This window comes from Streptomyces sp. NPDC107517, assembly GCF_055582645.1.
The window spans coordinates 269,004-292,913 of the sequence record NZ_JBVJPM010000008.1 but is presented as its reverse complement, the minus strand read 5'-3'; the positions used below and the strand labels follow the sequence as shown (position 1 = coordinate 292,913).

The 23,910-nt window shown below is 71.9% G+C and carries 18 protein-coding genes; 13 read left to right on the top strand and 5 right to left on the bottom strand.

Annotated features, from left to right (window positions below):
* Nucleotides 1-150: 150 nt before the first annotated feature.
* The 8 genes from ACZ67T_RS20925 (at nt 151) to ACZ67T_RS20890 (ending at nt 10,595) form a co-directional block, all read left to right on the top strand.
* The gene (locus ACZ67T_RS20925; RefSeq protein WP_469985952.1) at nt 151-2,397 is read left to right on the top strand and encodes a putative bifunctional diguanylate cyclase/phosphodiesterase; all 2,247 of its coding nucleotides are present in this window, start codon (nt 151-153) and stop codon (nt 2,395-2,397) included.
* A 274-nt stretch (nt 2,398-2,671) separates the two neighbouring features.
* Nucleotides 2,672-2,968 (top strand): Asp-tRNA(Asn)/Glu-tRNA(Gln) amidotransferase subunit GatC, encoded by a 297-nt coding sequence (gene gatC, locus ACZ67T_RS20920; RefSeq protein ID WP_016642027.1) that lies wholly within the window; start codon nt 2,672-2,674, stop codon nt 2,966-2,968.
* A complete protein-coding gene (gene gatA / locus ACZ67T_RS20915; protein WP_469985950.1) occupies nt 2,968-4,473 on the top strand; it encodes an Asp-tRNA(Asn)/Glu-tRNA(Gln) amidotransferase subunit GatA in 1,506 nt (501 codons plus the stop codon). The genes gatC and gatA overlap by 1 nt, the downstream gene beginning before the upstream one ends.
* A gap of 5 nt (nt 4,474-4,478) precedes the next feature.
* Nucleotides 4,479-4,712 (top strand): hypothetical protein, encoded by a 234-nt coding sequence (locus tag ACZ67T_RS20910; protein ID WP_469985949.1) that lies wholly within the window; start codon nt 4,479-4,481, stop codon nt 4,710-4,712.
* Between the two features lie 16 nt (nt 4,713-4,728).
* On the top strand, nt 4,729-6,240 hold the full coding sequence (gene gatB / locus ACZ67T_RS20905; RefSeq protein ID WP_469985844.1) for an Asp-tRNA(Asn)/Glu-tRNA(Gln) amidotransferase subunit GatB: 1,512 nt from the start codon (nt 4,729-4,731) through the stop codon (nt 6,238-6,240).
* A gap of 118 nt (nt 6,241-6,358) precedes the next feature.
* Nucleotides 6,359-7,612 carry an SLC13 family permease gene (locus tag ACZ67T_RS20900; RefSeq protein ID WP_469985843.1) on the top strand — a complete coding sequence of 418 codons (1,254 nt, stop codon included), beginning with the start codon at nt 6,359-6,361 and terminating at the stop codon, nt 7,610-7,612.
* 183 nt (nt 7,613-7,795) lie between these two features.
* Nucleotides 7,796-10,069: an MMPL family transporter gene (locus ACZ67T_RS20895; protein WP_469985842.1), complete on the top strand. Its 2,274-nt coding sequence runs from the start codon at nt 7,796-7,798 to the stop codon at nt 10,067-10,069.
* Nucleotides 10,047-10,595 (top strand): GNAT family N-acetyltransferase, encoded by a 549-nt coding sequence (locus ACZ67T_RS20890; protein ID WP_469985841.1) that lies wholly within the window; start codon nt 10,047-10,049, stop codon nt 10,593-10,595. The genes ACZ67T_RS20895 and ACZ67T_RS20890 overlap by 23 nt, the downstream gene beginning before the upstream one ends.
* A gap of 100 nt (nt 10,596-10,695) precedes the next feature.
* Here ACZ67T_RS20890 and ACZ67T_RS20885 read toward each other — a convergent pair whose 3' ends face one another.
* On the bottom strand, nt 10,696-11,955 hold the full coding sequence (locus tag ACZ67T_RS20885; RefSeq protein WP_469985839.1) for a DUF6777 domain-containing protein: 1,260 nt from the start codon (nt 11,953-11,955) through the stop codon (nt 10,696-10,698).
* Nucleotides 11,956-12,163: 208 nt separating this feature from the next.
* Between ACZ67T_RS20885 and ACZ67T_RS20880 the strand changes: the two genes are divergently transcribed.
* Nucleotides 12,164-13,459 (top strand): streptophobe family protein, encoded by a 1,296-nt coding sequence (locus ACZ67T_RS20880; protein WP_469985837.1) that lies wholly within the window; start codon nt 12,164-12,166, stop codon nt 13,457-13,459.
* Between the two features lie 9 nt (nt 13,460-13,468).
* Here the strand turns inward: ACZ67T_RS20880 and ACZ67T_RS20875 are convergent, their stop codons facing one another.
* The 3 genes from ACZ67T_RS20875 to ACZ67T_RS20865 are packed head-to-tail and all read right to left on the bottom strand — an operon-like array spanning nt 13,469 to nt 17,751.
* A complete protein-coding gene (locus tag ACZ67T_RS20875; protein WP_469985835.1) occupies nt 13,469-14,470 on the bottom strand; it encodes a serine/threonine-protein kinase in 1,002 nt (333 codons plus the stop codon).
* Nucleotides 14,470-15,294 carry a hypothetical protein gene (locus ACZ67T_RS20870; protein WP_469985833.1) on the bottom strand — a complete coding sequence of 275 codons (825 nt, stop codon included), beginning with the start codon at nt 15,292-15,294 and terminating at the stop codon, nt 14,470-14,472. Before ACZ67T_RS20870 ends, ACZ67T_RS20875 begins: the two co-directional genes overlap by 1 nt.
* A gap of 24 nt (nt 15,295-15,318) precedes the next feature.
* Complete coding sequence (locus ACZ67T_RS20865) at nt 15,319-17,751, bottom strand: FHA domain-containing protein (RefSeq protein WP_469985831.1); 2,433 nt, start codon at nt 17,749-17,751, stop codon at nt 15,319-15,321.
* Nucleotides 17,752-17,891: 140 nt separating this feature from the next.
* On the opposite strand from ACZ67T_RS20865, the gene ACZ67T_RS20860 reads away from it, so the two are divergent.
* The 4 genes from ACZ67T_RS20860 (at nt 17,892) to ACZ67T_RS20845 (ending at nt 22,549) form a co-directional block, all read left to right on the top strand.
* A complete protein-coding gene (locus ACZ67T_RS20860; protein WP_469985830.1) occupies nt 17,892-18,500 on the top strand; it encodes a hypothetical protein in 609 nt (202 codons plus the stop codon).
* Between the two features lie 203 nt (nt 18,501-18,703).
* The gene (locus ACZ67T_RS20855; protein WP_469985828.1) at nt 18,704-18,901 is read left to right on the top strand and encodes a hypothetical protein; all 198 of its coding nucleotides are present in this window, start codon (nt 18,704-18,706) and stop codon (nt 18,899-18,901) included.
* A gap of 200 nt (nt 18,902-19,101) precedes the next feature.
* Nucleotides 19,102-22,161 carry a helix-turn-helix transcriptional regulator gene (locus ACZ67T_RS20850; protein ID WP_469985826.1) on the top strand — a complete coding sequence of 1,020 codons (3,060 nt, stop codon included), beginning with the start codon at nt 19,102-19,104 and terminating at the stop codon, nt 22,159-22,161.
* A gap of 73 nt (nt 22,162-22,234) precedes the next feature.
* Nucleotides 22,235-22,549: a DUF6191 domain-containing protein gene (locus ACZ67T_RS20845; RefSeq protein WP_469985948.1), complete on the top strand. Its 315-nt coding sequence runs from the start codon at nt 22,235-22,237 to the stop codon at nt 22,547-22,549.
* A gap of 98 nt (nt 22,550-22,647) precedes the next feature.
* On the opposite strand, the gene ACZ67T_RS20840 is transcribed toward ACZ67T_RS20845, so the two are convergent.
* Nucleotides 22,648-23,826, bottom strand: coding sequence for a PQQ-dependent sugar dehydrogenase (locus ACZ67T_RS20840; RefSeq protein ID WP_469985825.1), 1,179 nt, complete (start codon nt 23,824-23,826; stop codon nt 22,648-22,650).
* Nucleotides 23,827-23,910: the final 84 nt, after the last annotated feature.

Genomic DNA, 23,910 nt, shown 5'->3' with positions numbered 1-23,910 from the left:
GCGTGGCGTGCGCGCCGCCGCGCGGGCTCCGGCGCCCGGGGCGAGAGCGGACGAAGCGGCTCCGCCGGCGCACCGGCCGGATCCGGGGCGCCCGCACGCGGCTGGCCCGCGTCCGGTTGGCCCGCCCCGGGTTCGAACGGCGGGGCGGGCATCGGTGCCATCGGCGGGACCGGCTCCGGAGCGGCGGTGAGCGGCGGGACCGGCTGGACCGGGGCCGCCGCTGACGGTGGTTCCGGGTGGACGGGCGCCGACGCGGCAGACGCGGGCGGCTGGCCGAACCACGGGTACGGGGCGTTCGGCGGAGCCTTCGGTGAGGAAGGGGACGGCCGGGAGCGCTCCTGGCTCGCCGCGCTGCCCATGCTGCCCCTCGCGATCGTCGCCCTCGCCTCCGCCGTGCTCGGCACCGGCTTCTACCGCGCCTTCACCGGCAGCCACGCACTCTTCCCGTACGGCGCCGCCGGCTGGTCCCTCGCCGTACTGACCGGCATCATCGTCGGCCACCTCGTCGCGCTCGGCCGCGACCGCTGGTGGGGCGGCACCGGCTCGGGCGCGGCCCTGACGCTCGCGGTCCTGCTGCTCTACGGCTGGGTGCCCGCCGGCATGGTCAGCCTCACCGTCGTCGTCCTCGTCGGCATCGCCCGCCGGCACCGCTGGCGCCAGGGCATCCTGCACGGCGCGGTCGACATCATCGGCATCGGCGCGGGCGCCCTCGTGCTCGCCGTGTTCGGCCAGGTCCCGTCCGTGGAGTCCCCCTGGAAGCCGGAGACCTGGACGGTTCTGAACGCCCCCGAGGTGGCGCTCGTCGCGGCCGCCTACCTCGCGGTCACCCGCAGCCTGCTCTGGTACGTCCACGCGCCGCGTGCCTCCGGGCTGCCCACCGTCGCGCGCACCGCCCTTCTCCGGCAGGGCCTCGTCGGCGTCGCGCTGCTCGGCATCGCCCCGCTGATCTGTGTGGTCGCCATCGCGCTGCCCATGCTGCTGCCGCTGTTCGCCGTCCCGCTCATCGCGCTCGACTCGACGCTGTGGATCGCCCGGGCCCGCGCCGAGGAGCAGCTGCGCGACCCGCTCACCGGGCTGCCCAACCGGCAGTGGCTCCTGGAGCGGACGTGGACCGCGCTCGACGACGCCGAGCGGATCGGCGCGCGCAGCGCCCTCATGCTGATCGACCTGGACCGCTTCCGGTCGGTCAACGACACCCTCGGCCACCTCGCGGGCGACCGGCTCCTGCTCCAGATAGCCGACCGGCTCCGGATGGCCCTGCCCCGCGGGGCGGAGGCCGCACGCCTCGGCGGCGACGAGTTCGCCGTACTCCTGCCCGTGGCCGACTCCACGACGTCCGCCACCCGAGTGGCGCGCACCCTGGTCGCCGCCCTCGGCTCGCCGCTCGACCTGGACGGGCTCACGCTGGTCCTGGAGGCCAGCGCCGGACTCGCCGTCTTCCCCGACCACGCGCTCGACGCCGAAGGGCTGCTGCGCCGCGCGGACGTCGCCATGTACCAGGCGAAGCGCGACCGTACGGGCGTCGAGGTCTACGAGTCGAAGCGGGATTCCAACACCCCCGACCGCCTCGGCCTGCTCGGCGATCTGCGCCGCGCGCTCGACGCGGGCGACGTGGAGGTGCACTACCAGCCGAAGGTCCGCTTCGACGGACAGGTCGCCGGCCTGGAGGCGCTGGTGCGCTGGGTGCACCCCGAGCGGGGCAAGGTCCCGCCGGACGAGTTCATCGCCATCGCCGAGTCGTCCGGACTCATGCCCCATCTGACCGAGTACGTCCTGGAGACGGCGCTCGCGCAGGTCGCCCGCTGGCGGGCGCAGGGCCTGCGCGTGCCGGTCGCGGTGAACGTGTCGCCGAGGGACGTGCACACCCCGGGATTCGCCGGTGCGGTCGCCGCGCGGCTCGCCCGGCACGGCGTCCCCCCGGGCGCCCTGCAGCTGGAGATAACCGAGCACGTCCTGCTGGAGGACCCCCAGCGTGCCGCCGACACCCTCGCCGGGCTCACCGGGCACGGCGTGAAGATGTCCCTCGACGACTTCGGCACCGGCTACTCCTCTCTCGTCCACCTGCGTCGCCTCCCGGTCAGCGAGCTGAAGATCGACCGCTCGTTCGTGGCCCGCCTCGCCGTGGACAACGAGGACGCGGAGATCGTCCGCTGCACCGTCGACCTGGCGCATTCGCTCGGACTGCTCGTCGTCGCCGAGGGCGTCGAGGACGACGAGACCTGGGAGCGCCTGCGCGACCTCGGGTGCGACGCCGTACAGGGCTGGCTCGTCGCCGCCGCGATGCCGCCGGACGAGACGACGGCGTGGCTGCGGGCACGCGGCTCCCGCGGATGGCAGCGGCCCTCCGTCCTCGCCGCCGAGGCCGAGGACCAGTCATCGGGACAGACGGTCAACTGAGCCGTACAGGGGTGGAACGGGAAACCGTTTAACAGGCACAGCACCGCGCCCCATAGGATTGGGGGCAGTCGTCCCATTCCCGTCTGTCGTGCGACGCCCGGCACGCACGCTCGCCGCGTTGCCGAATCGTCCACGTGGCCCCGCCACGAGGACGCTCCGGCGCCTTGCGATCGCACGCACCGGGTGACGCACGACCCGCCCTCCGGGCGGACGACGGGAAGGGGACGACCGGCCCCGGCCCAAACCACACTCACTCACCCCAGAGGATCGCTGCATGCCTGGCATCACGCGCGAGGAGGTCGCACACCTCGCACGGCTGGCGCGTCTGGAGCTGAAGGACGAAGAGCTCGACCACTTCGCCGGACAGCTCGACGACATCATCGGCGCGGTCGCCCGCGTCTCGGAGGTCGCCGACCAAGACGTACCGCCGACCTCCCACCCGCTCCCGCTGACGAACGTCATGCGGGCGGACGAGGTTCGTCCGTCGCTCACCCCCGAGCAGGCGCTCTCCGGCGCCCCGGCCCAGGAGCAGCAGCGTTTCAAGGTGCCGCAGATCCTGGGGGAGGACTAATCACCATGACGGACAGCAACATCATCAAGCTCACCGCCGCCGAGATCGCCTCGAAGATCGCCGCCGGCGAGCTCACGGCCGTCGAGGTCACCGAGGCCCACTTGGCGCGGATCGAGGCCGTCGACGAGAAGGTGCACGCCTTCCTGCACGTCGACCGTGAGGGCGCGCTCGCGCAGGCCCGCGCCGTCGACGCCAAGCGCGCCGCGGGCGAGAAGCTCGGCCCGCTGGCCGGCGTACCGCTCGCGCTGAAGGACATCTTCACCACCGAGGGCATCCCGACCACGGTCGGTTCGAAGATCCTCGAAGGCTGGATCCCGCCGTACGACGCCACCCTGACGCGCAAGCTCAAGGAAGCCGACGTCGTCATCCTCGGCAAGACCAACATGGACGAGTTCGCCATGGGGTCCTCCACCGAGAACAGCGCCTACGGCCCGACCGGCAACCCGTGGGACCTCACCCGCATCCCCGGCGGCTCCGGCGGCGGCTCCTCCGCGGCCCTCGCCGCCTACGAGGCCCCGCTCGCCATCGGCACGGACACCGGCGGTTCGATCCGCCAGCCCGCGGCCGTCACCGGCACCGTCGGCGTCAAGCCGACCTACGGCGGCGTCTCGCGCTTCGGCATGGTCGCGTTCTCCAGCTCCCTCGACCAGGGCGGCCCCTGTGCCCGTACGGTCCTGGACGCGGCGCTCCTGCACGAGGTCATCGCCGGCCACGACCCGCTCGACTCGACGTCCATCGACGCGCCGGTCCCGCCGGTCGTCGAGGCCGCCCGCAACGGCTCGGTCCGGGGCATGCGCGTCGGCGTCGTCAAGCAGTTCTCCGGCGAGGGCTACCAGGCCGGTGTCGTCCAGCGCTTCAACGAGTCGGTCGAGCTGCTCAAGTCGCTCGGCGCCGAGATCGTCGAGCTGGACTGCCCGACCTTCGACCTGGCCCTGTCGGCGTACTACCTGATCGCGCCGTCCGAGTGCTCGTCCAACCTGGCCCGCTTCGACGCCATGCGCTACGGCCTGCGGGTCGGCGACGACGGCACGAAGTCGGCCGAGGACGTCACCGCCCTCACCCGTGAGGCCGGCTTCGGCGACGAGGTCAAGCGCCGCGTCATCCTCGGCACGTACGCGCTCAGCTCCGGCTACTACGACGCGTACTACGGCAGCGCCCAGAAGGTCCGCACCCTGATCACCCAGGAGTTCGAGCGGGCCTTCGAGCAGGTCGACGTGATCGTCTCGCCGACGACGCCCACCACCGCCTTCCCGATCGGCGAGCGCGCCGACGACCCGATGGCGATGTACCTGGCCGACGTGTGCACGATCCCGACCAACATGGCGGGCAACGCCGCCATGTCCCTGCCGTGCGGCCTCGCGCCGGAGGACGGCCTCCCGGTCGGGCTGCAGATCATCGCCCCCGCCATGAAGGACGACCGCCTGTACAAGGTCGGCGCTGCAGTCGAGGCCGCCTTCGTGGAAAAGTGGGGCCACCCGCTGCTCGAGGAGGCTCCGTCGCTGTGAGTGCCATGGCAAAGAAGGCCAAGAACTTCAAGAAGTCCAAGACCGGCGCATACGTATCGATCGCGACCACCGCATTCGGCGCGATCAGCGTCGCCAAGCAGGCCAGGATGGCTCGTAACGACAACGACATGCTGCGGCTGATCGACGCCGCGGTGTCCGCCGCCGCCATCGTTACCGGCCTGGCGATCCTGTACCGGGAGCTGAAGCGCCTGGGCGACGACGACGTCCTGCTGGGCTGAGAGGGAAAGTCTCACCGTGACCGTCACTGAACTGATGTCGTACGACGCGGCACTCGCGACGTACGACCCCGTCATGGGCCTCGAGGTCCATGTCGAGCTGGGTACGAAGACGAAGATGTTCTGCGGGTGCTCCACCGAGCTGGGCGCCGAGCCCAACTCGCAGACCTGCCCCACCTGTCTCGGCCTGCCCGGCTCACTCCCGGTCGTCAACGCGATCGGCGTCGAGTCGGCCATCAAGATCGGCCTCGCGCTCAACTGCGAGATCGCCGACTGGTGCCGCTTCGCCCGGAAGAACTACTTCTATCCGGACATGCCGAAGAACTTCCAGACCTCCCAGTACGACGAGCCCATCGCCTTCAACGGCTACCTCGACGTACAGCTGGAGGACGGCGAGATCTTCCGCGTGGAGATCGAGCGCGCCCACATGGAGGAGGACACCGGCAAGTCGCTGCACGTCGGTGGCGCGACGGGCCGTATCCACGGCGCCTCGCACTCCCTGCTCGACTACAACCGCGCCGGCATCCCCCTCATCGAGATCGTCACCAAGCCGATCGAGGGCGCCGGGGAGCGTGCGCCGGAGGTCGCGAAGGCGTACGTCGCCGAGCTGCGCGAGGTCATCAAGGCGCTCGACGTCTCCGAGGCCCGCATGGACAAGGGCCAGATGCGCTGCGACGTGAACCTGTCGCTGCGCACCGGCCCCGAGGCGCCCTTCGGCACCCGCTCGGAGACGAAGAACGTCAACTCGCTGCGTTCCGTCGAGCGCGCCGCCCGTTACGAGATCCAGCGCCACGCCGCCGTCCTGTCGTCCGGCGGCACGATCGTGCAGGAGACCCGTCACTTCCACGAGGAGGACGGCTCCACCACGTCGGGCCGCATCAAGGACAACGCCGAGGACTACCGCTACTTCCCCGAGCCGGACCTGGTGCCGGTGGCGCCAGCCCGCGCCTGGGTGGAGGAGCTGCGTTCGGAGCTGCCCGAGATGCCTCGTGTGCGCCGCAACCGGCTGCGCGAGGAGTGGGGCGTCTCCGAGCACGACATGCAGTCGATCCTCAACGCGGGCGCGGTCGACCCGATCGTCGCCACGATCGAGGCCGGCGCCGACTCCGTCTCCGCCCGCAAGTGGTGGATGGGCGAACTCGCCCGTAACGCCAACGAGTCGGGCAGGGCGCTCGACGAGCTGCCCATCACCCCGGCCCAGGTGGCCCGGGTGGCGGCGCTCGTCTCCGCCGGCGACCTCAACGACAAGCTGGCGCGCCAGGTCATCGAGGCTGTCCTCGCGGGCGAGGGCGACCCGGACACGGTCGTCGAGAAGCGCGGCCTGAAGGTCGTCTCGGACGAGGGCGCGCTCGGCGCGGCCGTCGACGAGGCCATCGCGGGCAACGCCGGGATCGCCGACAAGATCCGTGGAGGCAAGGTCGCCGCCGTCGGCGCGCTCGTGGGTGCCGTCATGAAGGCGACCCGGGGTCAGGCCGACGCGGCGCGCGTCAAGGAACTGATCCTGGAGAAGCTGGGCGTCTCCGAGGGCTGAGGCGGTTCTTGCGGGGGTCCGCCCCCGCACCCCGCGGTCCCTGTGACCTCAAGCGCCGGCCGGGTAGAGATGCCCGACCGGCGTTTGCCTTGGGGGTACGAATTCTTGGAGCCGCACGTTGAGCACCATCCCCGCCGAACTCCTCTCCGTCACCCTCCTCCTGCTCATTCTCGGCTTCGCCGTGGTGCGTCCCCGGCAGTTGCCGGAAGCCGTCGTCGCCGTGCCCGCGGCGGCGATCGTCGTGGCGGTCGGCGCCGTGTCGCCCGCGCACGCGTGGGCCGAGACGCGGGAGCTGCTGCCGGTCGTCGGATTCCTCGCCGCCGTCCTGGTCCTGGCGCAGCTGTGCGCCGACGAGGGCCTGTTCAAGGCCGCGGGCGACGCGATCGCGCGGGCCTGCAAGGGCAGTCCACGCCGCATGCTCGGCGGGGTCTTCGCCGCGGCAGCCGTGATCACGGCCGTACTGAGCCTCGACGCCACCGTCGTGCTGCTCACGCCGGTCGTCCTCGCCACGGCCCGCCGGATCGGCGCGAGGCCGCGCCCGCACGTCTACGCGAGCGCCCACCTCGCCAACTCCGCCTCGCTGCTCCTGCCGGTCTCGAACCTCACCAACCTGCTCGCCTTCACCGCGAGCGGACTCACCTTCGCCCGGTTCGCGGGGCTCATGGCTCTGCCGTGGCTGGGCGCGATCGCCGTCGAGTACGTGGTGTTCCGGCGGTACTTCGCCGATGATCTGGCGGCGCCCGCGCACGAGCCGGACGCGGAGGAGCCGCCGGGCGTGCCGGTGTTCACCCTCACCGTCCTTGCCCTGACCCTCGTGGGCTTCGTCGTCACCTCGTTCGCCGGGATCGACCCGCTGTGGGCGGCGATCGTCGGCACGGCCGTCCTCGCGGCACGGGCGCTCGGGCAGCGGCGCACGACCCCGCTCGCCCTGGTGAAGTCGGCGCACCCGTACTTCTGCCTCTTCGTTCTCGCGCTCGGGATCGTGGTCAAGGCGGTCGTCGACAACGGGCTCGGGGACGGCATCGACCGGCTGCTGCCCGAGGGCTCGTCGCTGCCCGCGCTGCTCGCCGTCGCCGGCGTCGCGGCCCTGCTCGCCAACCTGATCAACAACCTTCCGGCCGTTCTCGCGCTGCTCCCCGTGGCGGGACCCGCGGGTCCCGGGCCGGTCCTCGCCGTCCTCATCGGCGTCAATCTCGGCCCCAACCTCACCTATGTGGGCTCACTGGCCACGCTCCTGTGGCGACGCATCGTCCACGCCCACGATGTGTATCCCGGGCTCGGTGACTTCACGCGACTCGGCGTGCTCACGGTCCCGGCGACGCTCGTCGTGTCAACGGTGACGCTCTGGGCGGGACTTCAATTCCTCGGCTGACGGGTCACAGAAGGCGAGCAGCGTCATCGGACCGGAAGGTGACCATGAATTCCCGCGCGATCTTGTGACTAAGGCCACGAAAGCGACAAAGGATCACTTCTTGCTGTAAGAGTGGCTTGCCATTGCTCATGTGTCTTTGCGGGCTGTTCCCGGTGAAGATCCACAAACCCTGGGAGCACGTCCGTGGCAGCTCTCGCACGATGGTGTGCACGGCACCGACTCGTAGTCGTCCTGCTCTGGCTCCTCGCCCTCGGTGCCACGAGCGCCGCGGCGGCCGTCGCGGGCTCCTCGTACTCGAACGACTACGAGGCACCGGGCACCGAGTCGGGGCGCGCCACCCAGCTCCTCAACGACGGTTTCCCCGGCCTCGGTGGCGACAGCGACACCGTCGTCTGGCACACGGACGGCAGCATGGTCCGCGCCGCCGACGTCAAAGAGCGCATGACCCGCACGCTCGACAGGATCGAGCACCTGCCCGGCATCGCCGCGGTCACCGGCCCGTACGAGCAGCAGGGCACGAGTCGGATAAGCGCCGACGGACGCACCGCCTACGCCACGGTCACCTTCGACCAGCAGTCCGGCGACATCGCGAAGGCGGACGCCCAGCGCCTCGTGGACACGGCCAAGGCCGCCGAGAAGAACGCCCCCGACGGACTGCGGGTCGAACTCGGCGGCAGCGCCGTCGCCCTGACCGAGTCCGCCCAGGGACATGCCGCCGAGATCGTCGGCGTCGTGGTCGCCGCCGTCGTCCTCCTGCTCGCCTTCGGCTCCCTCGCGGCCAGCGCCCTGCCCATCGCCACGGCCCTGGTCAGCGTGGGCACCGCAGCCTCCGGCATCGTGCTCCTCGGCCATGTGATGACCGTCGCCGACTTCGCCCCGATGCTCGGCATGCTCGTCGGCCTCGGCGTCGGCATCGACTACGCGCTGTTCATCGTGACCCGGCACCGGCGCGGCCTGAAACAGGGCCTGCCCGTGAACGAGGCCGCGGAGCGCGCCGTCGCCACCACCGGGCGCGCGGTCGTCTTCGCCGGCGCCACCGTCTGCATCGCGCTCCTCGGCATGCTGATCCTGCGCCTCAGCTTCCTCAACGGCGTCGCGATCGCCGCCTCCCTGACCGTGCTCCTCACCGTCGCCGCGTCCGTCACACTGCTGCCCGCGCTCCTGTCGTTCATCGGCATGCGCGCGCTCAGCAGGCGCCAGCGGCGCAGACTCGCCGAACACGGGCCCGAGCCGGAGCGGCCGACCGGGTTCGCCGCCCGCTGGGCCGTCTTCGTGGAGCGGCACCCCCGGCTCCTCGGCGCCCTCGCGCTCGGCGTGATCACGGTGCTCTCGGTGCCCACGCTCTTCCTGCACCTGGGCACGTCCGACCAGGGCAACAACGCGTCGTCGTCCACGACCAGGCAGGCCTACGACCTCCTGGCCGACGGATTCGGGCCCGGCGTGAACGGGCCGCTGACCCTTGTCACACCCATAGACGGCGCCGGCGACCAGGTCGCCGTGAGCCGCCTGGAGTCCCTGATCGGCTCCGCCGAGGGCGTCTCATCGGTGACCCCGGCGACGTACAACGGCAGCGGCACCGCCGCCTTCCTGACCGTCGTACCGAAGTCCGCGCCGCAGTCCCAGAGGACCAGCGAGCTCGTCGACCGACTGCGCAGTGACGTCATCCCCGCGGCCGAGAAGGGCACGTCCCTCGACGTGCAGCTCGGCGGAGTGACCGCCAGCTACGACGACTTCGCCGACGTCATCGTCGGCAAACTGCCGCTGTTCGTGGGCGTCGTCATCGGGCTCGGCTGCGTCCTGCTGCTCCTGGCCTTCCGCTCGATCGGCATCCCCCTCAAGGCCGCCGCGATGAACGTCGCGGCCGTCGCCAGCGCCTTCGGCGTCGTCGTCGCGATCTTCCAGTGGGGCTGGGGCAGCGAGATGCTCGGCCTCGGCAGAGCGGGCCCGATCGAGCCCTTCCTCCCCGTGATCATGGTGTCGGTCCTGTTCGGACTCTCCATGGACTACCAGGTGTTCCTGGTCAGCCGCATGTACGAGGAGTGGCTGGAGACCCGCGACAACCGGCGGGCCGTCCGCGTCGGGCTCGCCGAGACCAGCCGCGTCATCAACTCCGCGGCCGTGATCATGATTTCGGTCTTCCTGGCCTTCGTCCTCAGCGGCGACCGCGTCATCGCGATGTTCGGCATCGCCCTGGCCGCCGCCGTCGCCCTCGACGCGTTCGTCCTGCGCACGCTCCTCGTGCCCGCCCTGATGCACATGCTCGGCGGCGCCAACTGGTGGCTGCCGAAGTGGCTCGACCGCCGGCTGCCCCGCATCAGCATCGAGCCGCCCGAGTGCGGCGAGGCGCATGCGAGTATGCCTGCACAGCGCCCGACCGAGGACGGCGCGCTGCTGGACGTACTGGCGAAGGCCGAAGCCGAGGAGCGCGAACGCGATGTACACGATCTCCCTGGGTGACGACGGCGCGGAGCTGCGGCCGCTCGAGACGTGGCACGCCGAGCAGTTCCTCGCCCATCTGGACCGCGGGCGCGAGTTCATCGGGCAGCACATCGGGTTCGGCTCGAACGTCAAGGACGTCGACTCCGCCCGGGACCTGCTCAGGTCCTACGCCGACAAGCGCGCCGCCGACAGCGGGAGCCTGCACGGGCTCTGGCTGGACGGGACGCTCGTCGGCGGCCTGCTCTTCCGGATCTTCGACGCGCAGGGCGGCAACTGCGAGATCGGCTGCTGGCTCGAGCCCGCCGCCGCCGGACGCGGCCTCGTCACGCGCGGCGCGCGCGTCCTGATCGACTGGGCGGTCCTCGAACGCGGCATCCACCGCGTGGAGTGGGTCGCCTCCTCCGCGAACGAGCCCAGCCTGAACGTGGCGCGGCGGCTCGGCATGCGGCGCGACGGGGTGCTGCGCGAGGCGGGCTCGCGCCAGGGCGTCAAGCAGGATCTCGAGGTGTGGTCGGTGCTCGCGCCGGAGTGGCGCGCGCGTTAGGCCGTCTGTCCGGGCCGGGCCGCAGCCAGGGCCTCTCGTTCGGATCAGGCTGGGCTCGCGGGGTCTGGCACGCGTATCTGAGGCGTCCGAACCGAGGGCCTCAGCCCGCCGGTTGTGAGGCGGGTGACTCGGGGGCGGCGGACTCCGCGCTCGACGGCGGGGCCGACGGCTTTTCGGGGGCCTTGGACGACGGTGGCTGTGAAGACGCGGACGACGGGGACGGCTCGGTGGACCGAGAGGTCTCGGACGACGGGGTTGTCGAGGAGGCCGAGGCTTCCGGGGAGGAGACCCCGGGTGGGGTGCGCGCCGTCGTCTTCTGGTCGCTGCCGCCCGTGCTGCCCGCGGTTCGGGTGAACCAGCCCTTGGTCTGCGGGTCGTACATCACGAAACGGCTCACCGGCTGCGGCGCCGGCGAAACGACCACCACGTCCGACGACTTGTACCCGGACCAGGCCGTGCCCTGACGCTTCACCGAGCCCTGCAGAGGCACCGGCGCGAGCAGCGGATTCCCGCACGAGCACCGCACGCGGGGCTCGCCGCGGTCGTTCACGAGCACGGCCGTGCCCGACTGGAGCACGGACTGGAACTTCGTCGGGGCGCCGCCGCGGAAGCCGTGATTCGTGACCCGGGTGTCGAGGCGGAGCTGAACCGGCGTCAGCGAGCGCAGATAGGCGGGGACACCCGACGGATCGATGCCGAGTACCGAGGCGAACGCCTTGTTCTTGTCCGGCTCCGCACCCAGCGCGCGGACCTGCTTCTCCACGTCGCAGCTGGAGACGTTGCGGGTGCCGCCGTACAGACCGGGGGCGGAACCCTCGACGCCCCGGACCACGTTCGCGTTCTGTGAAGAGGTCTCCCCGGACGCGCTCGGCAGCGCGGTGGGCGTCGTCGCGGTGGCGCCCTTGCGGGTGCTCGACTCGGTGAACGGATCGGGGCCGGACGAGTCGGCGCTCTGGAGGAAGAGTTCGTCACCGGCCGCGGTTCCGCCGCCGCCACCGTCGCCGCCGGAGCTGCTGAGGACGATGGCGAGGGCGACAGCGGCGACGATCAAAGCGCCGATCCCGGCGAGCTTCTTGGGTGTGAACCGCCACCAGGGACGGTCGGGGTGCGGGCGGTGCGGGGGTGGGGTGTCGCCCGGGGGCGGTGGGCCGCCGGGGCCGCCGCCCGTGCCGCCGGAGCCAGAACCGGAGCCGGAACCAGAGCCGGAACCGAGGCCGGAGCCCGTGCCTTCGCCGGACGGCGGTTCCGAGGGGTGCTCGGGCGGCGGCGGGGGTACGGGCGCCGCAGGCTGGGTCGGGCCCGAGAGTGGGCCGGATGGGGGGCCGGTAGGGCGGCCGGGCTCCGTCGGTCGGTCACTCACGGGCGCTTCTTCTCACCGTAGGAGGCATGGGGCGGGCCGGGGGAGGGCCTGCCTCTCGATCCGGCGGTCCAGTCCCCTTTGTCCTGTCACCTCCACATTGTGTGCTCCGTACTTGCACGGCTCGCAAGCCGAACCCGTACGGTCCGCGAGGCGACGCGGTCGGCCCTCCCGAGGGGCGGACCGCCGGGCGCCTGCCTAGCGTGGCCCCGTGAGTGAACAGGCATCAGACAGGCGGTCCGGCACCAGGCGCAGCGCGAAACACGGCTGGGCCGCGGCCCTCGTGGCCGTGCTCGCCGGGCTCGTGGCCATGGTGGTCACGGCCGCCCTCGGTCTGTGGGCGGCGGGCGCGACCGACCTTCCCGGCAGCGCCTTCCCCCGAGTGGTCGCCGCCGTAGTGGTGATGGCGGCCGGCGGCTCCGTCGACCTGGCCGGAAACGCCGGAGAACTCGCCCAGACGCACGCCGACATCTCGGTCCTGCCCCTCTCCGTGACCCTCGCCGGAGCACTGGTGATCGCCGCGGGCTTCCTGCGGCCCCTGCGCCACCGGGCCATCGCGAGCAGCGGCGAACTCCTCGGCTGGGCCGGGCGGGTGGCCGTGCCGTGGGTGGTGGCGCTCATCGTCCTCTCGCTCCTGGCCAGGAAGGACTTCGCCATCCCCGTCACCGACCCGACCGGCGGCATCATCGAGGGCGTCCTGGACGGCGCACCCGAGGTCGGATTCCGGACGGACATGGCGCTCACCCTGCTCTTCGGCCTGCTGTGGCTCGCGGGCGTCATGATCCTCGCCGTCCTCGTGTCGCGCGGCGCCCCGCTCCCCGCCCGCCTCGTCCGCTTCCAGGAGTCGGTGCGCCCTGCCGCCTACGCGATGGTCGCGCTGCTGCTCGTGTACGTGGCCCTGGGCGTCGTCATCGGGCTGGTGGTCGCCGCGACCCGTGGCCACGCGGCCGAGACATTCGCCGTGCTCCTCCTCGGTCTGCCCAACCTCGTCTGGTTCGCCTACACCATCGGCCTCGGCGCGTCCTGGGACGGCAAGGTCGACGGCCCGTTCGGCCTACCCGTGCCGCACATCCTCGACGTCGTGCTCCGTACGCCCGACATCTCCACGGTCAACGTCTGCACGCTCGCCGAACAGGACGGCCGGATCTGGTGGTCGGTCGTGGTGGCCGCGATTCTGACGCTGGCGGCCGCGTTCTGCATGGCGCTGCGGTCACCCGCCCGGATGCGGGCCTGCCAGCACGCCCTCCACATGGCGGTGGCCCTTGTCCTGACCGTGCTCGTCATCTGCCTTCTCGCCCGTATCTCCGCGCACTACGGCCTGTCGCTCCTCGGCATCGGCGACATCGGCGGCGCGCTCGCCGGCGAGGTGACGCTGCGCCCGGAACTGTGGACGGCGCTCGGCCTCGCGGTCCTGTGGGGTCTGGTCACCGGGTTCCTCGGCGGCCTCCTCGCGTCCCGGCTCCACCGGCGCGGGGAGGTGGAGACGCCGAAGCCGGACCGGAGTTGAGCCGTGCGGCTAGTGCGCGAGGCCCGTGAAGACCGGCAGCGCCCATCGCGGCGGGGCGGGCGGGGGTTCGGCCGTCGGGGACCACGTGCTGACGCGGCCGTCCACCTGGGTCGGAGGGTGGCTGTCCCGGACGCCGCGGCGCGCCGCCGCGCGCAGGGCCGCCACGAACTGGAGGCACGAGTCGTAGCGGTCGTCCGGGCTCTTGGCCAGCGCCTTGGCCAGTACGTCGTTCATCGCCGCCGGGAGTTCGGGGCGCAGCCCGGTCGGCGGCGGGGGCGCGTCGAACTGGTGGGCCCACAGCAGCGCCATGTCATCGTCGCGCTGGAACGGCGGCAGACCGGTCAGGGTCTCCTGGACGACGCAGGCGAGGCTGTAGACGTCGCACCTGCCGTCGACCGGGCGGCCGGAGATCTGCTCGGGCGCCACATAGTCGAGCGTGCCGACGAACTGGCCCACGGACGTGAATCCGGTCAGCGAAAGCGACTTCTTCGTCAGGCCGAAGTCAGTGAGGTAGACGTGCTCGGGGTGGTCGCTGTCCGTTCCCGCCGCGACGAGGATGTTGCCGGGCTTCACGTCCCGGTGCACCAGGTCGTGGTCATGGGCGGCGTCGAGCGCGGACGCGACCTGCGAGGCGATCCGTACGGCCGTCCCCACGGGCAGCGGCCCCTCGCGGTCGATGAGCGCGCGCAGGTCCTGGCCCGCCACGAAGCGCATGGCGATGTAGAGGATGCCCTCGGTCTCGCCGGCCTCGAAGACCGGCACGATGTGGGGATGGTCGATCGCGGCGGCGACGCGCGACTCGTGCGTGAACCGTCGGCGGAAGGTGTCGTTACGGGCGAGTTCGGGGGCGAGCAGCTTGAGCGCGACCGTGCGGTCGAGGCGTAGATCCAAGGCCCGGTAGACGACCGCCATGCCGCCCCGGCCGATCTCGCTCTCCACGCGGTATCCGGCGATCTGCCGCCCGAGCAGATCGGAGGGCCGGCCGACGGGCAGCTGCGGATCGTCCGCCATCACGGCTCACCCGGCGTGCGGGCACTGCGCTCGCGTTCGGCGGGGTCGTGGCGGTTCATCTCTTTCGGGTCCTCGATCTCTTTCGGGTCCACGATCCGGGTCGGCTCGGCGGCGTGTGGGTGCGGGGCCGGGGCGCGGGCGGGGGTGGGGGTCGGGTTGGGGGCCGGGGGTGCTTCGGTGGCGTTCTCGCGCGGGCCGGAGTCGGTCGTGCCGCCGTCCGGGCCGGTGCTGGCGACGTTCCCGGCCGGCCCCGAGCCGGCGGCCTCCGCCGGGTCCACGACGCGCGTGGGTTCCGGATCCGCGGCCCGCGCCGGCGCCGACGTCGCCCCGCTCGGCCGCCCCGGTCCCGCCCCCGCCGCGTACGTACTCAGCTGCGTGCCGTCGCAGTACGCCCAACGCTCGTGCTCGGCGTCGTACAGCCACACCGCCTCGCCGTCGACGACCATCCCGACCCGCAGTCCCTGCGTGCGGTGCCGGAACGTCTCCCCGTCGATGCGCCCCTCGGCCAGTTCCTGCGCGGCGCGCCGGTACTGGCTCGCCGCCTCCGCGACGCGCACCATCAGCGGCTGCGGATCCGCCGTGCGGGCCATGGGTTTTCCGGCCTCCGGCGGGTCGCGCGGCACAGCGACGAGCAGGCGCCCGTCGACCCACGCCGACCAGCCGTTGGCGCACACGATCCGGCCCCAGTCCGCGCGCCGGTCGACCAGTTCGACCGGGAGCAGCGGGTCGAGCGGCTGCGTGGGCCGGGAGACGTCCGGCTCCTCCCAGGCGGGCATCCCGTCCGGGGGCACGACATGGGTGGGGCGGAACTCCGGTGTCGCCATGGGCGCCTCTCCGCTGTCTTTCCGCTACTTCCGCATGATCGCGGGCTCGTGCCGGCGCAGCAGCCGCGCGACGGCGATTCCGAAGACGACCGAGAGCACGACCAGCATCCCCATGTTGAGCAGCCACACCCCGGTGGAGTGTTCGAACAGGGGGTCGCTGGTCAGCTCGCCCCGCACGATCCGGGACAGGCCGACCGTGCCCGCCATCGCTCCCAGCGCCCAGCGCGAGGGGACCAGCCACGACAACTGCTCGATTCCGGGCACCCCGTGCAGCTTGAGCAGCGCACCGCAGAACACGACCTGGATGATCGCGATGAGCACCAGGAGCGGCATGGTGACCTCCTCCTTGCGCACCAGGGCGGACACGAGCAGTCCGAGCATCATCGCCGTGAACGACAGGAGGGCCACGGTCAGCGTGATCTCCACCAGCGGAGGCATCAGCACCCCCATGCCGCCCGGCGCGTTGAGATCGACACCGACGAGCCCGACCAGCGTCAGGACGACGGCCTGGAGCACCGTGATGGTGCCGAGGACGACGACCTTGGACATCAGATACGCGGATCTGGAGAGCCCGACGGCACGTTCCCGCTGGTAGATCACCCGCTCCTTCACCAGCTCGCGCACGGCGTTGGCGGCGCCCGTGAGTACACCGCCCACACACAGGAGGAGCAGCGCGTTCATCGCGGACTCCTGGGTGAGGCGGCTGCCGGCCAGCGCACGCACCATCGCACCCATCACGAACGGCAGCGCGATCATGATGGCGAGGAACGTCCGGTCGGCGCTGAGCGCGGCCGCGTACCGGCGTACGAGCGTCCGCAGCTGCGCGCCCCAGCTCCGCGTCCTCGGCGGCGGGGCCACCTCCGCCGACGGAGCGTTCGGCAGCCGGGGCTGCGCCGTCGAGTTCACGATGTACTGACGGTGGAACAGGGACGCGTTGTAGTCCTCCGCCCAGCTGCGGTCCCGGTCGTTCTCGAAGGCCTCGAACGCCTCCGGCCACTCCTCGAAACCGAAGAACCCGAGCGCGTCCCCCGGCGGCCCGTAGAACGCGATCTTCCCTCCGGGTGCGAGGACCAGCAGCCGGTCGCACACCTCCAGACTGAGGACGCTGTGGGTGACGACGATGACGGTCCGCCCGTCGTCGGCGAGGCCGCGCAGCATGTTCATCACCGAGCGGTCCATGCCCGGGTCCAGCCCGGACGTCGGCTCGTCGAGGAAGAGCAGTGACGGCTTCGTGAGCAGTTCGAGGGCTACGCTCACGCGCTTGCGCTGACCGCCGGAGAGGCTGTGGATGGGCTGGGCTGCCCGCTGTGCGAGGCCCAGCTCGCGGACGACCTCGTCGACGCGGTCGCGCCGCTCGGACCGTGCGGTGTCCTGCGGGAAGCGGAGTTCGGCCGCGTAACCGAGGGCCCGGCGCACGGTCAGCTGGGAGTGCAGGATGTCGTCCTGCGGCACGAGCCCGATGCGCTGGCGCAGCTCGGCGTAGTCGCGGTACAGGTCGCGGCCGTCGTAGAGGACCGTGCCCTCGTCGGCGGGGCGCAGCCCGGTCAGCGCGTTGAGCAGTGTGGACTTGCCCGCGCCGCTCGGGCCCACGACGCCGAGCAGACACTTCTCGCCGACCGGGAACGAGACGTGATCCAGCAGGGTCTTGCGGCCCCGGTCCACGGTGACCGCAAGGCCCTGGACGTCGAGCGAGACCTCGCCGGTGTCGACGAACTCCTGCAGCGTGTCGCCGACCAGGCAGAACGCGGAGTGGCCGATGCCCACGATGTCCCCGGGCGAGACCCGGGCGCGGGAGACCGGCGCGCCGTTGAGGTAGGTGCCGTTGTGCGAGCCGAGGTCCACGATCTCGTACGTGCCGTCGGGCTGGGCCCGCAGCTCCGCGTGGCGCCGGGAGACGATCAGGTCGTCCACGACGAGGTCGTTGTCGGCGTTGCGGCCGATGCGCACGGTGCGGGCGGGCAGCGGCCGCACCGTCGTCGGCTGCCGGAACGTGCCGGTCGCGCCCGGCATGGAGACGGACGAGGGCCGTTCGGCGGCGCGGGGCGCCGCTGCCACCGAATCCAGTACGTGGTCCGGGATACGGTCCGGTACGTGATCCGCCAGGTGTTCCGTCACGGGCTTGGCCGGCGGCGGTGGTTCGTGGCCGACCAGCACGACCCGCGGTCCGTCCGCGGGGTGACCGAACCGGATGACCGTGCCGGGCCCCACCCCCGACTCGTGGACGCGCCTGCCGTCGGTGTACGTCCCGTTCGTACTGTCCTTGTCCTCCACGGACCAGTGGCCGCCGACGGGCCGGAGGACCGCGTGGTGCCACGAGACGCGGACGTCGTCGAGGACGATGTCGCTCAGGGGGTCGCGGCCGACGTGGTAGTCCCGGCTCGGGCTCATCACCGTGGGTCCGGATTCGGTTTCGAGCACAAGCTCGGGAGCGGTCGGCGAGACTGGCCGCTCTGCCATGTCCGAATTCTATCGATGTGCACTGCTGTGCGCCTGATCGGGCGAGTGCCCCCGCCGCACACAGGCCCGGCACAGCCCGGTCTCAGCCCGGACTCAGCTCGTTAAGAGAGCTCTCAGACTCCGTCCGTACGGTGCGGAGCATGGTTACGAAGACTGATGACGAGACGGCCGAGACCGCTGAGGCCACCACCGCCGAGGCCGCTGAGGCTGCTTCCGAGACCCCTGAGGACATTGAGGTCACCAAGGAGGCTGAAGCCACCGCTGCCGTAGAGGCGGCCGAGGGCACTGACGGGGACACAGACGCTGATCTCGACGACGAGCTGTTCGCGACCGCCGCGCCCGTGGAGGACTCCTCCGGTGCGGGGCAGGGCGCCGGCGCCGTCGTCTCCGCCGCACTCGGCGTCGTCGCGCTCAGCGGCAGCTGGGTCGCGACCGTCGCCTCGGCCCGCGAGTCCCTGATCGGCCAGCTCCAGACCTCGCAGAGCGCGAGCGTCGCCAAGCAGGTCTCCGAGGTCTACGGCGACGCGTGGCACGCCACCGCCCTGGTCGGCGGAATCTTCGCGCTCCTCGCGCTGATCGTCGGCGCGGTCGTCCTGGCCAGGCCCGCGTTCGGCGCCCCGGGCAAGCCGCAGGCCGTGTGGATCAAGTCGGTCGCCTGGGCGGGCGTCTCCCTCGGCATCCTCGGTCTCCTTCTCGCCGTGGCGAAGTACACCGACATCCTGATGGCGCTCCCTTCGGCCTCTTCCTGACCCGTTCCTCGGGGGTACCTCAGAGCCGCCTCAGGCCGGTCCGAGGACCCCTGAGGACCTCTGAGGACCTCAGAGTCACGTCTAAGGCACCCCGCACCCGGAACATGCGGCACTCTCCCGATGTGGCGGACCCCCCTGGGAGACGAGTGTTGAGGCATCGCAGAAAGCGAAGCCGAAACCCACTCGCCACCGGGGAGCACCAGATGTACGAGTACGAGATCCACCAGATCCGCGCCGCCGAACTGGTCCGCCAGGCCGAGCACAACCGCCTGGTCCGCGAGGCCCGCGAAGCCCGGCGCAACCGGCGCGCGGAGCGCCGCGCCGCCTCTGCCGGCCAGGACACGGAGGGGCGGGTGAACAGTCCGCGCTCAGGCCGCTCCCGTTTCGCACGCGCGGCCTGACGATGAAGGCGGAGCCGGGGGAGGGCCACACGGGTGTGGTCCTCCCTTTCCACTTCAACGCGGCCGACAGGCATACCGACTTCAACGCGGCCGACAGGCATACCGACTTCAACGCGGCCGACAGGCATATCGACGCAACTGCCCCGCGCCCGACTCCGCCCGCGGAGATAACGGGTGCCGCGGTGTCGGACCCCTGTGCGATGCTCCCCCCTGTGGAGACCAGGTGCGTCAGCCCGGTGTTCGTCGGTCGCGCCGGCGAACTGGGCGTACTCAACAAGGCGCTCGCCCGTGCCACCACGGGGGAGCCGCAGGCCATGCTGCTCGGCGGGGAGGCGGGGGTCGGCAAGACCCGTCTCGTCGAGGAGTTCGCGCTCGCCGCACGCCGCGAGGGCGCCGTCGTCGCGCTCGGCGGCTGCGTCGAGATCGGTGCGGACGGGCTTCCGTTCGCCCCCTTCTCGACCGCTCTGCGGGCCCTGCGCCGACTGCTGCCCGAGGAGTTCGCCGCGGCGGCCTCCGGACAGGAGACCGAACTCGCGCGGCTCCTGCCCGAACTCTCCCCGGCGCCGACCGGACGCGACGGACGCCACGACGAGGAGAGCATGGCCCGGCTCTTCGAGCTGACGGCCCGTCTCCTGGAGCGGGTCGCCGCTGACCGCACCGTCCTCGTCATCCTGGAGGACCTCCACTGGGCCGACGCCTCCACCCGCCACCTCCTGTCCTATCTCTTCCGTACGCTGCGCAGCGGCCACCTCGTCATCGTGGCCACCTACCGCGCCGACGACGTCCACCGCCGCCACCCGCTGCGCCCGCTCCTCGCCGAACTCGACCGCCTGCGCACCGTCACCCGCCTCGAACTCGACCGCTTCAGCCGCGACGAGGTGTTCCGCCAGATCGCCGGGATCTTCGCGGCCGAGCCCGAACAGGCCCAGGTCGACGACATCTTCGAGCGCTCCGACGGCAACGCGTTCTTCGTCGAGGAACTGGCCGTCGCCACCAGCGACGGCAGCTGCACCGGCCTGTCCGAGACGCTGCGCGACGTGCTCCTCGTCCGCGTCGAGAGCCTTCCCGACGACGCTCAGCGCGTGGCCAGGATCGTCGCCGAGGGCGGCTCCACCGTCGAGTACGCGCTGCTCGCCGCCGTCGCCCGGCTCGGCGAGGACGAACTGATCGAGGCCCTGCGCGCCGCCGTCGGCGCCAACATCCTGCTCGCCACCCCTGACGGGGACGGCTACCGCTTCCGCCACTCCCTGGTCCGCGAGGCCGTCGGCGACGACCTGCTGCCCGGCGAACGCTCCCGCCTCAGCCGCCGCTACGCCGAGGCGCTCGAGGCCGACCCCTCGCTCGTCCGCGCCGACGAACGCGTCACGCGCCTCGCGAGCTACTGGTACCACGCCCACGACCCGGCCAAGGCACTGCCCGCCGTCCTCGACGCGTCGGTCGAGGCCCGCCGTCGGCACGCCTACTCCGAGCAACTGCGGCTCCTGGAGCGGGCGATGAACCTCTGGGACGAGGCCCCCGAGGACATCCGCGCCGCACTGCGCCCCGTCGACTACACCGAGGTCTATCCGCCCTGCGGCTGCGACCCCGCCACGACGCCCCTGCGCTATCTCGACCTGATGGCCGAGGCAGCCGTCGCGGGCCGCCTGTGCGGCGAACGTGAACGCGCCCTGAAAATCATCAAGCGCGCCCTGCGCCTCATCGACGACTCCGACGCCGAGCAGGACCCCCTGCGCGCCGCCTGGTTCTGGATCCAGCGCTCCCGTCTCGTCCCGTCCCTCGCCCGCGGCGACGGCTGGGCCGAGATCGCCACCGCCCAGGAACTCGTCCGCGGACTGCCGCCGTCCGAGGTGCACGCCGAGGTCCTCACCAACGTCGCCTCCTGGGGCATGCTCCACAACCCCGGCGAGGAGACCCTGGCCGCCGCCGAACGGGCCGTCGAATACGCCCGCATGGTCAAGGCCGAGGACATCGAGCTGAACGCCAGACTCACTCTCGGCGGCCTCCTCGTCGACGCGGGCGAGATCGACCGCGGCTTCGCCGAGATGTACGCCGTCCGCGACCGGGTCGTCGAGATCGGCCTCGTCCCGCAGGTCGGCCGCGTCCACATCAATCTCGCCTCCGTCCTGGAGGGCGCGGGCCGCTCCCTCGAGTCCGTGGCCGTTGCCGAGTCGGGCATGGACCTGTGCCGCCGGTACGGCCTCCTCGACACGGAGGGCTGGGTCCTGACCAACATGGCCGAGTCCCTCACCTCCCTGGGCCGCTGGACCGAGGCCGACGCCGCCGTCGACACGGCACTGCGGTCCTCCGCCCTGAGCGCCAAGCCGCGCGGCACGGCGGCCACCCGTCTCGCGACCGTCGCTCTCGGCCGTGGCGACCACGCCGAGGCGGCCGCCCAGCTCGCCGCAGCCCGTGGCCACTACGGCAGCCACGACACGATGCCCCAGTACGCCCTGCCCCTGTCCGCCCTCGCCGTGGGCATCGCGGCGGCGGCCGGCGGCACCCAGGGCCTTCTCGACGCCCGGGCCGAACTCGCCCGCGTCGTCGCCGAGGGCATCCCGCCGAGCCACCAGCGCTACGCCTGGCCCCTCCTCGTCTCGGCCGCCGTCGCCGAGGCCGACGCGCGGGGCCTGCCGGCCGCGGAGCCCGGCCGCGCCGCAGCCGTCGACCGCATCCGCACGGCCGCCAAGCGCGTGGCCACCCCCATGCCCGTGTGGCTCGCCCACGAACAGTGGCTCCGTGCCGAACTCCTGCGCGCCGAAGGCCGCGACACCCCTGACGACTGGTCCCATCCCCTCACCACCTTCGAGTCGCTCGACCGCCCCTACGACCTCGCCCGCGTCCGCTTCCGCGCCGCGGAATCCCTCCTCGCGGCCGCCGCCACGTTCGACGACGAGCGGGAACGGGCCACGGAACTGCTGCGGCTCGCCGCAGCCGTCGCCGACCACCTCGGAGCGCGCCCGCTCACCGAATCGGTCGCCCTGCTCGCGCAGCGTGCCCGCCTCACCCTGAACCCCGCCGCACCACGCCCCGAGACCCCTGCCGACCCCGCCGAGGAACTCGGCCTGACCAGCCGCGAACGTGATGTCCTGCGCCTCGTCGCCGCCGGACGCAGCAACCGCCAGATCGCCGAGGAGCTCTTCATCTCCCCGAAGACGGCGAGCGTCCATGTCTCCAACATCCTCGCCAAGCTCGGCGTCGCCGGCCGCGGCGAGGCAGCCGCTCTGGCTCACCGACTGAGGCTGTTCGCAGCGACGGGCTGATCACGAAGGGTGAAAATTCGCGCTGCCGTACGCTGGAACGAGGTTTCGGCCAACCGGAGGCGCCGTGTTCAACATGTTCGAGGAGCTGTTCTCGCCCGGCCGCAAGCACACCAACGAGGAGCGCAAGCGGCTGGAGCTGACCCGCGTCGACCTCAATGACGGCGACCCGGGCCGCGGCCCCATAGACCTCACCTCCGGCAAGGTGGTGGTCCGCATCCCCAACCAGACCCCACCGGACCCGACGGAGGGACCGGATACGGCGGCGACGGAACCGCCCGAGCCGGCCCCCGAGGCGAGCGCGACCCCGACGCCCGACCTCGGCCGCGCCCCGAGTCACGACTCCGCGCCCCACCCTGACCCCACCGCCCCCTCCGACGGCGAGACCTGAGGGCTACCGCTCCCGCGCCGCCAGGGACCGCGCCGCCAGGAACCGTGCTGACCAGGGACCCCGCTGCCAGGAACCGCGTTGACCAGGAACCGCGCCCCTCAGGACACCTCCAGCTCCAGAATCCGGTCGTCGCCCTTTCGTGGCGTGCCTCTCGAATCCGTGTTGCTCGTCGTCAGCCACAGCTTGTTCCCGCCCGCGGCGACCACCGTCCGCAGTCTCCCGTACGTGCCGTGTTCGGTCGCCTCGTCGATGAGGAAGGACTGTGGGTCGGCCGCCACCTGCGCCCCCTTCAGGGGGATCCGCCACAGCCGCTCGCCTCTCAGGCCCGCCATCCAGACCGAGCCCTCCGCGTAGGCGATGCCGCTCGGTGACGCCTCGGACGTGTGCCACACGGCCACCGGGTCGTGGAAGCCGGACTTGCCGCTCTTGCCCTCCACATCGGGCCAGCCGTAGTTGTCACCCGGCACGATCAGATTGAGCTCGTCCCACGTGTCCTGGCCGAACTCCGACGCCCACAGCCGCTTGTCCTTGTCCCAGGCGAGCCCCTGGACATTGCGGTGACCGTACGTATAGACCACGGAGTCACCGAAGGGGTTTCCTGGCGCCGGCTTGCCGTCCGGGGTCATCCGCAGGATCTTGCCGCCCGGGGATTTCTTGTCCTGGGCGTACTTCTTCACGTACGTCTCGCCCGTGCCCACATAGAGCAGTTTGTCCGGGCCGAACGCGATGCGCCCGCCGTTGTGGTTCGAGCCTTTCGGGATGCCCGTGAACACCGTCTCGGGCGCGCCCAGTTGATCACCGGCCGGCTTCTTCGCGTCGTACCTCATCCGTACGATGCGGTTGTCGGACTTCGCGGTGAAGTACGCGTAGAGCCAGTGGTCGGAGGCGAACGACGGGGAGAGGGCCAGGCCGAGCAGTCCGCCCTCTCCGCCGGGGACCACCCCGGGCACGGTGCCGACCTCGGTCTTCTTGCCGGTCTGCGTATCGACCCGCGTGATCGTCGCCTCGTCCCGCGAGGACACCAGCAGGCCACCGCCGCCCGGCAGCGGGGCCAGGCCCCACGGGGAATTCAGGCCCTCGGCGACCGTGCGCACCACCTTCACCGAGCCCTCCGCCGGAGCGTTGCCGCCCCCCGCGCCCCCGGAAGGGGAGGTGCCCGGTTCGGACGAGCCGGGGGAGGTGCTGTGCCGGCTGTCCGACGGGCCGTCGCCCCCCGATGAACACCCCGCCGTGAACAGGATCGAGGCGCAGGCCAACACGGCCAACACGGGCTGCACACCTGGACGTTGCACGATCGGATCCCCTCGACGCCACGGACTGGGCTGCGGTTCTGCGCTGCGGTTCTACTGTTCATACACCGC